This is a genomic window from Actinoplanes ianthinogenes (genome assembly GCF_018324205.1).
Classification (GTDB): Bacteria; Actinomycetota; Actinomycetes; order Mycobacteriales; family Micromonosporaceae; genus Actinoplanes; species Actinoplanes ianthinogenes.
In genome coordinates this window covers 9401164-9415130 of record NZ_AP023356.1, presented here as the reverse complement: position 1 = coordinate 9415130, position 13967 = coordinate 9401164, and the positions used below count along the sequence as shown (strand labels likewise).

The 13967-nt window shown below is 73.8% G+C and carries 16 protein-coding genes and 1 pseudogene; all 17 read right to left on the bottom strand.

The features are described from left to right. Positions 1-75 precede the first annotated feature (75 nt). Positions 76-225: pseudogene (locus Aiant_RS46330) on the bottom strand (hypothetical protein); the annotation flags it as partial. Then, positions 222-602, bottom strand: coding sequence for an STAS domain-containing protein (locus Aiant_RS42815; protein ID WP_189330348.1), 381 nt, complete (start codon positions 600-602; stop codon positions 222-224). The gene Aiant_RS42815 and the pseudogene Aiant_RS46330, both read right to left, overlap by 4 nt. A 56-nt stretch (positions 603-658) precedes the next feature. Continuing rightward, complete coding sequence (locus tag Aiant_RS42810) at positions 659-1906, bottom strand: cytochrome P450 family protein (protein WP_189330347.1); 1248 nt, start codon at positions 1904-1906, stop codon at positions 659-661. Next, complete coding sequence (locus Aiant_RS42805; RefSeq protein ID WP_189330346.1) at positions 1903-3255, bottom strand: acetyl-CoA carboxylase biotin carboxylase subunit; 1353 nt, start codon at positions 3253-3255, stop codon at positions 1903-1905. Before Aiant_RS42805 ends, Aiant_RS42810 begins: the two co-directional genes overlap by 4 nt. Positions 3256-3257: 2 nt before the next feature. Next, a complete protein-coding gene (locus Aiant_RS42800; protein WP_189330345.1) occupies positions 3258-3695 on the bottom strand; it encodes an acetyl-CoA carboxylase biotin carboxyl carrier protein in 438 nt (145 codons plus the stop codon). Next, positions 3692-5359 carry an acetyl-CoA carboxylase carboxyltransferase subunit alpha/beta gene (locus tag Aiant_RS42795; RefSeq protein ID WP_189330344.1) on the bottom strand — a complete coding sequence of 556 codons (1668 nt, stop codon included), beginning with the start codon at positions 5357-5359 and terminating at the stop codon, positions 3692-3694. Before Aiant_RS42795 ends, Aiant_RS42800 begins: the two co-directional genes overlap by 4 nt. Further along, positions 5356-5688 carry an antibiotic biosynthesis monooxygenase family protein gene (locus tag Aiant_RS42790; RefSeq protein WP_189330343.1) on the bottom strand — a complete coding sequence of 111 codons (333 nt, stop codon included), beginning with the start codon at positions 5686-5688 and terminating at the stop codon, positions 5356-5358. The genes Aiant_RS42795 and Aiant_RS42790 overlap by 4 nt, the downstream gene beginning before the upstream one ends. Then, positions 5685-6011 (bottom strand): antibiotic biosynthesis monooxygenase family protein, encoded by a 327-nt coding sequence (locus Aiant_RS42785; protein WP_189330342.1) that lies wholly within the window; start codon positions 6009-6011, stop codon positions 5685-5687. The genes Aiant_RS42790 and Aiant_RS42785 overlap by 4 nt, the downstream gene beginning before the upstream one ends. Before the next feature lies 1 nt (position 6012). Next, positions 6013-6762 (bottom strand): SDR family NAD(P)-dependent oxidoreductase, encoded by a 750-nt coding sequence (locus Aiant_RS42780; RefSeq protein WP_189330341.1) that lies wholly within the window; start codon positions 6760-6762, stop codon positions 6013-6015. Positions 6763-6775: 13 nt separating this feature from the next. Continuing rightward, complete coding sequence (locus tag Aiant_RS42775) at positions 6776-7531, bottom strand: SDR family NAD(P)-dependent oxidoreductase (protein WP_189330340.1); 756 nt, start codon at positions 7529-7531, stop codon at positions 6776-6778. After that, positions 7528-7992, bottom strand: a complete 465-nt coding sequence (locus tag Aiant_RS42770) for an SRPBCC family protein (protein ID WP_189330339.1) — start codon at positions 7990-7992, stop codon at positions 7528-7530. Before Aiant_RS42770 ends, Aiant_RS42775 begins: the two co-directional genes overlap by 4 nt. Next, a complete protein-coding gene (locus Aiant_RS42765) occupies positions 7989-8252 on the bottom strand; it encodes an acyl carrier protein (RefSeq protein WP_189330338.1) in 264 nt (87 codons plus the stop codon). The genes Aiant_RS42770 and Aiant_RS42765 overlap by 4 nt, the downstream gene beginning before the upstream one ends. Beyond that, positions 8249-9478, bottom strand: a complete 1230-nt coding sequence (locus Aiant_RS42760) for a ketosynthase chain-length factor (protein ID WP_189330337.1) — start codon at positions 9476-9478, stop codon at positions 8249-8251. Before Aiant_RS42760 ends, Aiant_RS42765 begins: the two co-directional genes overlap by 4 nt. Before the next feature lie 20 nt (positions 9479-9498). Then, positions 9499-10752: a beta-ketoacyl-[acyl-carrier-protein] synthase family protein gene (locus tag Aiant_RS42755; protein WP_189330336.1), complete on the bottom strand. Its 1254-nt coding sequence runs from the start codon at positions 10750-10752 to the stop codon at positions 9499-9501. Beyond that, positions 10749-11162, bottom strand: a complete 414-nt coding sequence (locus tag Aiant_RS42750; RefSeq protein WP_189330335.1) for a cupin domain-containing protein — start codon at positions 11160-11162, stop codon at positions 10749-10751. Before Aiant_RS42750 ends, Aiant_RS42755 begins: the two co-directional genes overlap by 4 nt. Further along, positions 11162-11527 carry a TcmI family type II polyketide cyclase gene (locus Aiant_RS42745; RefSeq protein WP_189330334.1) on the bottom strand — a complete coding sequence of 122 codons (366 nt, stop codon included), beginning with the start codon at positions 11525-11527 and terminating at the stop codon, positions 11162-11164. Before Aiant_RS42745 ends, Aiant_RS42750 begins: the two co-directional genes overlap by 1 nt. A gap of 150 nt (positions 11528-11677) precedes the next feature. After that, complete coding sequence (locus tag Aiant_RS42740) at positions 11678-13738, bottom strand: AfsR/SARP family transcriptional regulator (protein WP_189330333.1); 2061 nt, start codon at positions 13736-13738, stop codon at positions 11678-11680. Positions 13739-13967 lie beyond the last annotated feature (229 nt).

Sequence of the window (13967 nt, the reverse complement as noted above, 5' to 3'; positions counted from 1 at the left end):
GCTCTCCAGCGCGGCCAGCACCTCCTGGGCGACCTCCGCGGGGGCGCGCCCGCGTTCGGTGGCGATCTGCCGCAGCTGCGCGTGCGCCTCGTCCACCCGGCAGCCGATCCGGCCGGCCAGCAGCCCGGCCGCGCGCTCCACCAGCACCAGCGGGTCCGGGCGGGCGCGGGCGACGGCTTCGTCGATCTCGGCCAGTCGTTGCAGGTACTCCTGCGACGAACTCATCTGCCCAGCCAGCTCGGCGGTCCGCCGGACGTGCCGAGCAGCTCCGCCAGACCGGCCAGGTACAGCTGGTCACGCACCTTGTCGGTGGGCCGCTGGAGGCTGAGGCTGCCGCCGCGCTGCTCGGCCAGGTGCAGCAGCCGCACCAGCACCGCGATGCCGGAGGAGTCCAGGAAGGTCACCTCGGCGAGATCGACCTCGATGTCCGGACCGGTGGCGTCCGCCGCGCCGGCCCGGATGCTCCGGATGACCTCCCCGGAATTGGTGAAGTCGATGTCGCCGCGCAGCACCACGCGCAGGCTGCCGCCGGGGTTCGCGGCGGTGTTCACCCACTGCATCGCTTCCTCCCGCGCCCGCAGGGTCAGCTGGGACCGCCCCATTCTCGCAGGTATCCCCCGAAAGGAGCAGCACTCGTTCGCGGGAGTGCGCGGGCCGGTCAATGCAGTCGCAGCGGCAGCTCCTGGAGTCCGCGCATCATCAGGCTGAGCCGCCACGGCAGCCGGTCGGCGGGTGCGGCCAGGCGCACCCCGGGGAACCGGTCGAACAGCGCGCGCAGCGCTACCTCGGCCTCGAGCCGGGCCAGTGGCGCGCCGAGGCAGTGGTGGATGCCGTGCCCGAACGCCAGTCCCCCGCTCCGGTCCCGGGTGATGTCCAGGACGTCCGGCTCCGGGTAGCGGTCCGGGTCGCGGCCGGCCGCGCCGAGGCAGATGGTCACGAACTCGTTCGCCGGGATGGTGGTCTGCCCGACGCGTACGTCCTCGGTGGTGAACCGCCAGGTGGCGTTGCTGACCGGGCCGTCGTACCGGAGGAATTCGTCGATCGCGGCCGGCCAGCGCTCCGGTTCGGCGGCGAGCAGCGCGCGCTGGCCGGGATGGGTCAGCAGCGCCAGCGTGCCGTTGCCGATCAGGTTGACCGTCGTCTCGTGCCCGGCCACCAGCAGCAGGAACGCCATGCCGAGCAGCTCGTCGCCGGTCAGCCGGTCGCCCTGGTCGCCGACCCGGACCAGGTCGGCGAGCAGGTCGTCGGCGGTCCCGGTCCGCTTGTCGGCGATCAGCTCGCGCAGGTAGGCCACCATCGCCTCGCTGGCGTCCAGCACGTCGTCGCCGCCGGTCCCCGAGACCAGCAGGTTCGACCAGGTGCGGAACCGCGCCCGATCGTCCGGCGGCACACCGAGCAGCCAGCAGATGACGGTGAACGGCAGCGGGAAGGCGAGCGCCGCCATCAGGTCGACGACGTCACCGCCGGCCGCGGCGTCGTCGAGCAGCGTGCCGACGAGCTGCTCGATCCGCGGGCGCAGCGCGGTGATCGCGCCGGTGGTGAAGACCCGGCCGACCAGGCGCCGCAGCCGGGTGTGGTCGGGCGGGTCACTGTCCAGCATGTGCCGGCCCAGCTCGGCGGGGAACTGCCGGCGGGTGCCGCTCTCCCGCAGGAACGCGGCCCGTTTCACCGGGTCGGCGAAGTTCTCCGCGAGGAACCGGTGCCCGACCGTCATGTCCTTGCTCAGCCGCGGGTCGGTGAGCAGGGCGCGGGCATCGTCGTAGCGCACCACGAGCCAGGTGCGCAGCCCGTTGGGCGTCTCGATCGGATGCACCGGCGCCTGCTCGCGCAGGGCGGCCAGCACTGGGTACGGATCCCGCACGAACCCGTCGTCGAACAGCGGCCGGGTGGGAATCGACGTCGTCATGGGGTCTCCTGGGTCATCCGGGACAGCAGGTCGGTGCCGTGCACGCCGGCGATGAAGTCGGGTTCGTCGAGCACCCGGTCGAGCGCCGGGATGGTGGTCCGCACGCCGCGCCCGGCGACGCGGAACTCGGCCAGCGCGCGGCGCATCCGGGCGATGGCGTGCAGCCGGTCCGGCGCCCAGACGATCACCTTGGCCAGCAGCGAGTCGTAGTCGGAGGTGACCCGCCAGCCGGCGTACCCGTGGGTGTCGACCCGGGTGAACGGGCCGCCGGGCGGGACGAACTCGTCGAGGGTGCCGGGGGCCGGGGCGTACTCGCGGGCCGGGTCCTCGGCGTTGACCCGGCACTCCAGGGCGACGCCGCGGGGCCGGACGTCGTGCTGGCCGGCCTTCAGCGGCAGGCCGGCCGCGATCCGGATCTGCTCGCGGACCAGGTCCAGGCCGGTGACCATCTCGGTGACCGGGTGCTCCACCTGGATCCGGCAGTTGATCTCCATGAAGTGGAAGCCGTCGTCGGCGACCAGGAACTCGAAGGTGCCGGCGCCCACGTACCCGGCCGCCCGGGCGCCGGCGACGGCCGCGGCCGCCATCTCCGCGCGCAGGGCGTCCGGCAGGTTCGGGGCGGGCGCCTCCTCGACCAGCTTCTGGTGCCGGCGCTGCACCGAGCAGTCGCGCTCGCCCAGGTGCAGCACCGTGCCGTGCCGGTCGGCGAGCACCTGCACCTCGACGTGGCGGGCCTGGTCGCAGAAGCGTTCCAGATAGACCCGGCCGTCACCGAAGACGGCTTGGGCCGCCGCCCGGGTGGCCCGGTACGCCCGCCCCAGCTCCCGCGCGGACCGCACCACGCTCATCCCGCGCCCGCCGCCCCCGGCCGCCGCCTTGATGATCACCGGGTAGCCGATCCGGTCCACCACCTCGGCCGCCTCGGCCAGCGAGTTGACCGTGCCGGCGCTGCCGGGCAGCACCGGCAGGCCGTACGAGGCCATCTCCCGGCGGGCCGCCGCCTTGTCCCCGAGGCGGGCCATCACCTCCGGCGGCGGGCCGATGAACACCAGGTCGTTGGCGGCGCACACCTCGGCGAAGTCGGCGTCCTCGGACAGGAAGCCGTAACCGGGGTGCACGGCCTGCGCGCCGGCCGCGCGGGCCGCCTCGATCACCGCCGGGATCGACAGGTAGCTGCCCTTGGGCGCGGCCGGACCGATCTGGACGGCCGCGTCGGCGGCGCGCACGGCCGCCGAGTCACGGTCGGCGGTGGAGTGCGCCACGACGGTGCGGATGCCCATCTCCCGGCAGGTGCGCACGACCCGCAGCGCGATCTCGCCGCGGTTGGCGATCAGGACGGTGGCGAACATGCTCAGCCCACCTCCCCGCCGGCCGGTTCGAGCAGGAGCAGCGGTTGCTCGTACTCGACCGGCGCGCCGTCGTCGGCGGCGATCCGGGTGACCCGGCCGGCCCGCTCGGCCAGCACCGGGTTCATCAGCTTCATCGCCTCGACGATGCCGACCTGCTGGCCGGGCTCGACCTGGTCGCCGACCTCGACGAACGGGGCCGCGCCGGGCTGCGGCGCCCGGTAGAAGACGCCGACCAGCGGCGCCACGACGGCCAGCCCGGGTTCCGCGGCCGGCTCCGGCGCGACAGCAGCAGGGGCAGCCGGCCGGCCGCCTCCCTCCACCTCGAGACGGACCGGTCCGGCGGCCATCGTGACCCGGCTGGCGCCCGCGGCGAGCAGCCCGCTCAGGTGCCGGCACATCTCCGCGAGCAGCGCCGAGGACTCCGGTGGAACCGTGCTCATCGCGGCCTCCCGATCCGGCGCAGGCGCTCGGCCCGGTCCCGCAGCCGGGTCCGCGGATCGCCGCGCAGCTGCCCGGCGAACGCGCCGGTCACCGCGTCGAGCAGCAGCTCCGAGGCGGCCTGCGGATCACGGTGCGCGCCGCCGCCGGGCTCCGGGACGACGCCGTCGACGATCCCGTGGCGCAGCAGCGACACCGCGTCGACGCCGAGCGCCTCGGCGGCCCGCGGCGCGGCGGCCGCGTCGCGCCACAGGATCGCGGCGCACCCCTCCGGGCTGATCACCGAGTAGGTGCCGTTCGCGGCGATCAGGACCTCGTCGGCGACCGCCAGGGCGAGCGCGCCGCCGCTGCCGCCCTCGCCGGTCACCACGGTGACGATCGGGACGTCGAGACTGCTCATCAGCCGCAGGTTGTCGGCGATGGCCGCGGCCTGCCCGGTCTCCTCGGCGTGCACGCCGGGGTGGGCGCCGGGCGTGTCGACCAGGGTGAGCAGCGGCAGGCCGAGCTTGCCGGCGAGCCGGAACAGCCGGGCGGCCTTGCGGAAGCCGGCCGGTGAGGCCATCCCGAAGTGGTGTGCCACCAGCTCGTGGGTGGTGTGGCCCTTGTGGTGCCCGGCCACCGCCACCGGCAGGCCGTCGAGCAGGCCGACCCCGGTGAGCACGGCCGGGCAGTCGGTGCCGGCCCGGTCGCCGCGCAGCTCGACGAAGCCGTCCAGCAGGTGCGCCAGGTGGTCGGTGACGGTCGGCCGGCCGGCCTCGCGGGCCAGCCGCACCACGTCCCAGGCGGCGTGCCGGGGCAGGCGCCCCGGGTCCCGGGCGACGATGTCCGGCCGTCCCTCGGCCCAGCCGTCCGGGGTGCCGCCGGTGACGGCGAGCAGCCGGGTCAGGTACGACCGCAGGTTCGCCCGCGGCTGCACGTCGTCGACCATGCCGTGGGCCAGCAGGTGCTCGGCGGTCTGGAAGTCCTCGGGCAGCCGCTCCTTGATGGTCTGCTCGATCACCCGGCGGCCGGCGAATCCCATCCGGGCGCCCGGCTCGGCCACCACGACGTCGCCGAGCGAGGCGAACGACGCCGCGACCCCGCCGTAGGTCGGATCGGTGACCACGGTGACGGTGAGGATCCCGGCACGGTCCAGCGCCGCGTACGCGTTACCGGTCGTGGCCATCTGCATCAGGGCCAGCGCGCCCTCCTGCATGCGGGCGCCGCCGGACGCGGTGACCACGATCAGCGGCCGCCGCTCGGCCAGGGCGGTCTCGGCGGCGACCACGATCGCCTCGCCCTCGGCCACGCCGAGGCTGCCGCCCAGGAACCGGAAGTCCATCGCCGCGAGCACCACCGGATGCCCGCCGATCGTCCCGCGCGCGACCAGGACGCCGCAGCTCATCCCGGTCGACGTCCGGGCCGCGCGTGCCCGCTCCGGGTAAGGCTTGAGATCCGCGAAGCCCAGCGGGTCCTCGACCGTTGCGGGCACCGGCACCGGCGTGGCGCTGTCCTCGTCGAGCAGCTGGCCGATCCGTTGCGCCGCGGTCAGCCGACTGTGCCGGCCGCAGCCGGGACACACCCCAAGATCACGAACAAACCGCTTTCCGTACGCCAGATGCCCGCACCCCGGACAGCGGATCCACTCGTCCGCGCCGATCCGGGTCTCCCGCAACGCCGTCGTCATGCCGGGCCCCCCACCGGGAACGGCTCGCCGTAGCGGGCCGCCACCCGGAACACCTCGAACGGCCGCGCCCGGCTGTGGTCGCGGAACGGTCGCAGCGGCGCCGTCTGCTCCCGATGCCCCGGGCTGCCCTCCCAGCTGGCGAAGTCGTCCCACCCGCTCCACCGGCTCACCACGGCGAAGCTGCTCCGATCGGCGACGCCCTGCTGGAGCTCGTTGCCGAGCAGCCCGGGCGTCCCCGCCATCCGCTCGCTCGACTCGTGGTACGCCGCGAGCACCGCGTGGTAGTCGTCGGCCTGGTGGTAGACCACCACCTGCACCTGCTCGCTCACCGCGACGCCCCGGTCCCGGCCGGCAGGTGGGCCACCACGTGCATCGTGGTCATCGAGCCGCCGCTGCGGTAAGGGTGCAGCTTCGTGCGGTGCTCGAGGTGCCGGTCGCTGGTCTCGAACTCGCGGAACAGCGGCTCGTCCACCCAGTCGCTGACGATGTAGTAGATGCCGTCCTCGTCGATGCTGCGCGACAGCCACTGCCCGAGGTTGGCCGGGTGGCTGGTCACCGAGTCGCCGACCTCGCGCCACACCCGCTCGAACTCGGCCTCCACACCGGGCTTGATCTGCATGCGCAGCATCACCCGGAACCGTTCGGCAGCCATCTCAGATCCCTCCGTCGACGTTCAGGGTCTCCCCGGTGATGTATCCACTGAGGTCGCTGAGCAGGAACAACGCCACCGCGGCGACCTCCGGGACGGTGCCCAGGCGGGCCAGGGCGGTCTTGCCCGAGTACATGTCGCGCAGCGCCTGCGCGCGCTCCGGCGGCATCTCGTCCATCGCCTCGGTCTCGATGACGCCGGGCGCGAGCACGTTGATCCGCAGCCCGCGCGAGCCGTACTCCTTGGCCAGCGAGCGGGTGAGCCCGATCATCGCCGACTTGGCCGCGGTGTAGTGGGCGCGCAGCGGGATGCCGGCCGCCGCGCCGCGGGAGCCGATGTTCACGATCGAGCCCCGCTCGCCGAGCAGCGGCAGGCACTGCTGCACGACCCGGAAGGCCGCGGTGAGGTTGGTGTCCAGCACCCGGTGCCACTCCTCGACGGCCAGATTTTCGTACGGGATGTGGCTGATCACGCCGGCGTTGTTGACGACGCCGTCGAGCCGGCCGAACCGCTCCCGGGCCTCGGCGGCGAGCCGGTCGACCTCGCCGACCTCGGCCAGGTCGGCGCGGACGACGTGGTGGTCGCCGCCGGTCTCCTTGAGTGCCGCGACCAGGCTGTCCACCGCCGGTCCGTCGCTGCGATGGCAGGTGAGCACGTCGGCGCCGGCCTCGGCGGCGGCCAGGACGATCCCCCGGCCGATGCCCCGGGTGCCGCCGGTGACCAGGATTTTGCGGCCTTGCAGACCGAAGTCCATCTTCTTCTCCCTGTTAGACGCAACCGTCGACGTGGATGTTCTGGCCGGTGACATATCCGGAAACCGGGCCGGCCAGGAAGACCGCGACCGCCGCGATCTCGGCCACCGTGCCGAGCCGGCCCAGGGCGTTGAACCGGGAGAAGATCGCCCGCTGCCGGGCCGCCTCCTCGGGTCCGAGCGCGTCCAGGGCCTCGGTGTCGATCCGGCCCGGTGAGATGACGTTGACCCGGATGCCCTCCGGGCCGAGTTCACGGGCGAGCGAGCGGGTGTAGCCGACGATCGCCGCCTTCGCCGCTGTGTAGTGCACGCCGCCGGCCATGCCGACGAAGGTGACCGTCGATCCGAAGTTGACGATCGACGAGCCGGGCGCGAGCAGCCGCAGCGCGCCCTGGGTCAGCTGGTGCGTCGCGGTCAGGTTGCCGGCCAGCGTGGTGCTCCACTCGCCGGCGCTGAGTTCGGCGTACGGCCGCGGCCGGAACGCGCCGGCGTTGTTCACCAGCACCTCCAGGCCGCCGAGCGCCGACTCGCACTCGGCGAGCAGGCGCCGCGCGTCGGCCGGGTCGCTGACGTCGGCCCGGACGACGTGGTGCTTGCCGGGCAGGCCGGCCAGCTCGGCGCGCAGCGAGGCGGCGCTGTCGTCGTCCGCCCGGTGACATGTGAGCACGTCGGCGCCGGCCCGGGCCATGGCCAGCACGACGCCCCGGCCGATCCCCTTGGTGCCGCCGGTGACCAGCGCCCGCCGCCCGGCGAGCGCGCCCGCCGCGGTCACCGGATCGCTCCGGCCCGGGCGGCGGCCTCGACCTTGTCCTTGATCAGCCGCATCTGGACGGCGGTGTTGCGGTTGAGCCGCTCGGTCATGGCGGCGTCGTCGAGCGGCGCCTCCGGCTTCATCCGGAAGTCCTGCACCCAGCGCATCCGCACGCCGGCGGCGGTCTGCTCGTACGTCCAGTGGATGTTCATGAACGCGAACACCCCGGTCTCGACCCGGTGCGCGTGCACCTGGAGGGCGTCGCGGTCGGGGGTGCGCTCGGACACCCAGCTCCACGTGCGGCCCTGCTCGTCGGGGTGCAGGGTGAGGCGAAACCGGACGGTCGGCCCGTCCTGGGCGAGGATCTCGGCGGCGGCGTACTCGCTGAACAGGCGCGGCCAGCTCGCCACGTCGTTGGTCATCGCCCAGACCAGGTCCAGCGGCGCGTCGATGACGATCACGTTGTCGGTGTGTCCGCTCATGCGGCGTTCACCTCGGTCAGCCGGCGGTTGATGTACTCGATGGCGGCGCGGGGCGTGGTCATCTCGATCACGCAGTCGTCCGGCATCCGTACGCCGTACTCGCGCTGCACGATCGCGGCGAGCTCCAGCATCGCCAGCGAGTCGTAGCCGAGGTCGGCCAGCGCGACGTCCAGCTCGTCCGGCCCGAAGGCGGGGTTGCCGGCCAGGCCCTCGCTGGAGGCGAACAGGTGCCGCAGGTCGGTCACGGTGAAGGTGGTCATGCGGTGTCCTTTCGGGGAGCGGTCACGACCAGGGCGGCGGTGAAGCCGCCGTGGCCCCGGGCGAGCACCAGGGCGGTGCGCGGATCGCTGGAACGGGTTTCGGAGACCAGGTCGAGGGCCGGTCCGGAGGCCGGGCGGGCGACCGGCGCGGTCGGCGGGATCACCCCGGCACGCAGGGCGAGCAGGGCGGTGGCGACGTCGAGCGCGGCGCCGGCGGCGTACATCCGGCCGGTGAGCGTCTTGGGCGCGGTGACCGGGACGCCGCCCGGTGTGAAGATCTCGGCGAGCGCCTCGGCCTCGCGCCGGTCGGCGTCCGGCTGCCCGGCGGCGTCGGCGAAGACCATGTCCACGTCGCCCGGGTCGAGGCGCGCCTCGGCGAGGGCGGCGCGGATGGTCCGGGCCAGCACGGGCGGGCGGGGCGAGCCGGGCGGCGGGTCGAAGCCCGCGGCGTACCCGGTGATCCGGCCGTAGACCGGGGCGCCACGGGTCGCGGCGGCCGCCTCGTCCTCGACGACCAGCATCGCGGCGCCCTCGCCCGGCACGTACCCGGCCGCGTCGGCGTCGAACGGCAGGTACGCCCGCGCCGGGTCCGGATCCGCCGACAGCCCGCCGTTGCTGAGCTGGGCGACCAGGCCGTACGGGCACAGCGACGCGTCGGAGCCGCCGCCGAGCACCAGCCGGGAGCCGCTGCCGAGCAGCCGCCGGGACTGGCCGAGCACGTCGAGCCCGCCGGCCTGCTCGGTGCAGATCACCCCGCACGGCCCGCGCATCCCGTGCCGGATCGACACCTGGCCGGTGGTGGCGGCGTAGAACCAGGCGATCGACTGGTAGGCGCCGACCCAGTCCGGTCCCTTGGTGTAGAGCCGTTCCATCTCGTGCTGGCCGAACTCGGTGCCGCCGGACGAGGCGGCGGTCACCACGGCCATCTCGTACTCGGGCAGTTCCTGCGGGTCGACCCGGGCGTCGATCAGCGCGTCGGCGGCGGCCACCAGCCCGAAGTGGGTGCCGCGGTCGGTCTGCGGCACCAGCCGGGCCGGGACCTGCTCGGTGGCCCGGAAGCCGGGAACCTGCCCGGCCACCCGGACCGGGTAGTCACCGGCGTCGAAGCGGGTGATCCGGCCGAGCCCGCTCTTGCCGGCCAGCACGGACGCCCAGTGTTCGGCGGTGGTGACGCCGGTCGGCGCGACGACGCCGATCCCGGTCACCACGGCGTGGGATGTGGTCACGGATTCCCCCCGTTCGCGGCTCAGCACCGGCTCAGCACCATCGCGCTCTGGAAGCCGCCGAAGCCGCTGCCGACGCTGAGCACCACGTCCATCCGGTGCTCCCGGGCGTCGCCGGGCACGTAGTCGAGATCGCACTCCGGGTCGGCGACGGTGAGGTTGGCGGTCGGCGGCACGACCTGGTGGTGCAGGGCGAGCGCCGACGCGGCGACCTCCAGCGAGCCGATGGCGCCCAGCGAGTGCCCGATCATCGATTTGATCGAGCTGACCGGCACCCGGTACGCGTGCGCGCCGAGCGTCCGTTTGAAGGCGGCGGTCTCGTGCCGGTCGTTCTGCTTGGTGCCGGAGCCGTGCGCGTTGACGTAGCCCACCGCGGCCGGGTCCAGCCGGGCCCGGTCCAGCGCCACCCGGATCGCCTCGGCCATCTCCCGGCCGTCCGGCTTGAGCCCGGTCATGTGGTAGGCGTTGCTGCGGCTGGCGAAGCCGGACACCTCGGCGTAGATCCGCGCCCCGCGCGCCCGGGCGGCCTCGGCCTCCTCGATCACCATGATCGCCGAGCCCTCGCCGAGGACGAAGCCGTTGCGCCGCCCGTCGAAGGGCCGGGAGGCGTGCTCCGGGTCGTCGTTGTGCGGCGAGGTGGCCCGGATCGCGTCGAAGCAGGCCGAGGTGATCGGCGACAGCGGGGCGTCGGTCGCGCCGGCCACCGCCAGGTCGGCGCCGCCCTCCTCGATCAGCTGCACGGCGTGCCCGACGGCGTCCAGTCCGGACGTGCAGCCGGTGGAGATCAGCGCCACCGGCCCTTCCGCGCCGATCTGCCAGGCGACCTCGACGGCCAGGGTGCTCGGCACCATGTAGCCGTACAGGTGCGGCACGCCGTACCGGTGGTCGACCAGCCACTTCCGGCCGCCGTCGGAGAGCACGGCGTACTCCTGCTCCAGGCCCATCGTGCAGCCGACCGCGCTGCCCACGCTCACCGTGATCCGGGCCGGGTCGTACCCGGCCGCGTCGATGCCGCTGTCGGCGATCGCCTCGCGGGCGGAGACCACCGCGAACTGAGCGGCCCTGTCCATCCGGCGGATCTCCTGCGGGCTCAGCCCGGCGGCGGCCGGATCGAAGTCGCACTCGGCGGCGATCCGCGAGCGGAAGCCCGACGCGTCGAACAGCGAGATGGTGCGGGTGGCGGTACGCCCGGCGGTCAGCAGGTCCCACATCCGGTCCCGGCCGACGCCGCCGGGCGCGACAGCGCCGATGCCGGTGATGACCGCCCGGCGGGTCACGATCGGCCCCCGACGTCGGGGTTGGCGCCCGGCCCGGTCTCCTCCAGGTCGACATGCCCGAGCTCGGGGCGCGGGGCCAGCGGGGACAGGTGGAACACCGCGCGGGCCTCGCCGGCGCCCACGTTCACCAGGCGGTGCCGCACGCCGATCGGCACCAGCAGCGAGTCGCCCGGCTCCAGCCGGACCGGGACGCCGTCCACCGCCATCTCCAGGGTTCCCGCGACGACGTGCAGGAACTCCTCGGAGTGCGGGTGCAGGTGCTCGGTGACGCGGTCGCCGGGCGCCAGGGTGAGCACGCCGCCGAAACCGGACGTGCAGCCGACCGTCTTCGGGCTGAGCGTGACCCGGATGTCGCCGCCGCGCCGGGTGTTCGCCGCGACCTCGGCGACGGCGACCTTCTGCGCGCCCATCAGGCGCTCCGCCCCGGCGCCGGGGTGCCGGCGAACGCCGGTCCGTCCTCGGGCGTCCAGACGTAGAACGGCTCGGCCATCGCGTCCTTGGGCTCACGCCAGTTCGGGTCGTAGGGCGAGATGAACTCGCCGAGTCGGGTGTTGATGTCGCCGTACAGCGGGTGGCTGCGGGCCCGGTACAGGTGGGGCGTGATGTCCTCCGGCGCCTCCACCAGGTGGAAGTAGAGGTTGTGGAAGCGGAACAGGGTCCGGCGCGTGACCCCCACCATGCGCGGCAGGTCGGTCCGGTCCGAGTCGGCGAAGACACCGGCCACGGCCTCCGCGTCGCCGGGCTTCATCCTGGCCACGATCAGGCTTCGGTGCACGTTTCCTCCAGGGGTCGCTGTGATGCCCTCACCCTGGTGGACCGTTCTGGAGACGTGATGGAACGTGTCTGGAGGCGGCGTCGAACACCTCGCCGGGACGACGAAAGGCGCCCCGCCCGGGACCGGGCGGGGCGCGTCAGGGGGCGGGCGTCAGGCGGGGTTGCCGGCGGGCAGCGAGAACGGGGACCAGTGGAACCGGTGGGGGCTCGGCAGCGGCACGGCGGGGGTGTAGAGGCCGGACTCCTCGGCCCGGGTGATCGAGCGCAGCGCGAGCGCGGTGAGCCGGGGCAGCCGGTAGCGGTACTCCGGCAGCGGGGCGAGGGCGCGGTGGCTCGGGGTGGTGGCGGACGGCGTCTCCTCCGCCAGGTTCATGTCGACGAGGTGTTCCAGGATGATCTCGGCGGCCTCCGGCGACTCGCCGAGCTCGTCGGCGACCACGCGCGGCGTCCAGCCGGCCGGACGACCGGTGGCCATCAGTTGCAGCACCCGGCGGTGCGCGTCGGGCAGGTTGCGGTAGCTCAGCGCGATGCTGCCGACCAGGTTGGCCGGGCCGGCGGCGAGGTCGAGGAACATCGACTCGTCGACCCGCAGCCGGTCGCGCAGCCGCCCGGCGCTCCACCCGGGACGGGTCGACAGCCGGGTGGCGACACCACGCACCACGAGCGGGAGCAGGTCGCACATGGTCAGCAGCTCCTCGACCACGTCGCCCTCGTCCTCGATCCGCCACGACCCGGCGATGCCGGCGAACAACCGCATCCCCTCGTCCAGCGTGGGCGCGGGCAGGGTGACCCGGTGGGCGCCGGCCAGGCCCTCGTGCCGGTACCGGTTGGTGCAGACGACGGCGCACCCGGACGAGCCCGGCAACAGCGGTTTCAGCAGCTCGGCGCTGAGCACGTCGTCGATCACCAGCAGCACCCGGCGGTCGCCGGTCCAGCTGCGCAGCGTCCGGCTCAGGTCGGCGACGCTCTCCGGCAGCGTCTCCCGGGGCAGCCCGCAGGAGCGCAGCGTGGCGGTGAGCACGTCGGCCATCCGGACGTCGCCCGAGGTCAGCCCGGAGGCGTCGATGAACAGCTGGCCGTCGGGGAAGTGCTCGCGGACGCGATGCGCGGCCCGCACCGCGAAGGTGGTCTTGCCGATCCCGGGCGGGCCGTGCACCTCGACGATCCGGGCACCGGCGTCGCTCGGCCGGCTGTCCGTGAGCACCCGCTCCACCAGGGACAGCTCCTCGGCGCGGCCGACGAAGTCCGGGATGCCGGGCGGCAGCTGGGCGGGCGCCGTCACCGTCCGGGTGGTCACGGCGGCCGGGGCCGGGCAGGGCCGGACGACCGGCGCCGCCTGCTCGGCCGGCGCGGCGTGCGGGGTCGCGTACAGTTTCGGGTCGTCGGCGAGGATGCCCTGGTGCAGCCGGTGCAGCGCGGCGGACGGCTCGACGCCGAGATCCTCGACGAGCCGGCTGCGCAGCCGGCGGAAGGCGTCCAGCCCCTCCGCGCGGCGCCCGCACCGGTGCAGCGCGAGCATCAGCTGGCGGGCGAAGCCCTCGTGGGTCGGGTATGTCCCGGCGACACCGGCCAGTTCGTCCACGATGGCGTGGTGCTGGCCCATCTGGAGCAGCGCGCCGAATCGCCGCTCGATGGTGGTCTTGCGACGCTCCTCCAGCTCGGTGGCCCAGACCGAGAGCTGCCGGCCGACCGTGACGTCGACCAGCGCCGGCCCGCGCCAGAGCGCCAGCCCGGCGCCGAAGCTCTCCACCGCCTCGGCGAGCCGGCCGGAGTCGAGCAACGCCCGGCCGCGGCTGACCGCCCGGTCGAAGTCGTGCACGTCCACCCACGCGTCGTCGCCGAGGCGCAGCTCGTAGCCACCCACCCGGGTGAGCAGGACCGGGGCCGTCGCCTCCTCGGCGTGTCCGGGATAGGCCGGGCGGCTCTGCTCCTCGGCCAGGCCGAGCCGCCGGCGCAACTGGTAGATGTAGGTCTGCATGGTGGTCTGCGCGCTGGCGGGCGGGCTGTCCTCCCAGAGCTCCTCGGCCAGCTGCTCGACGCTGACCACCAGATTGGCGTTCAGCACCAGGGCGGCCAGCACCCGGCGCAGCTTGGGCGCCGACGGTGTCAGGTCTCGTTTCCTCCGCACGCGCAGCGAACCCAATAACTCAATCTTGATCACTTCGCCCCCGTCCCGGCCCATGCCCATGTTCGTCACATTGACGTCCTTCACGGAACTTCCCCAAGCGGGCCATCACCCACACTAGCCATGGGACATTGGGCTAACAAGTGCTCGAAGATTGCTGGAGGGCGACTGTGAACAGGTCCGCGACACAAATCCAAGATATTTAAAAACCGATGAATTACCAGGTCAGAGGCCTGGAGAGAGCCGAGAGCGATGTACAACACACCGCCTGGCGTCACATCGCGTGACGTCGCTCCGCCATTTAACGATCGTTTCG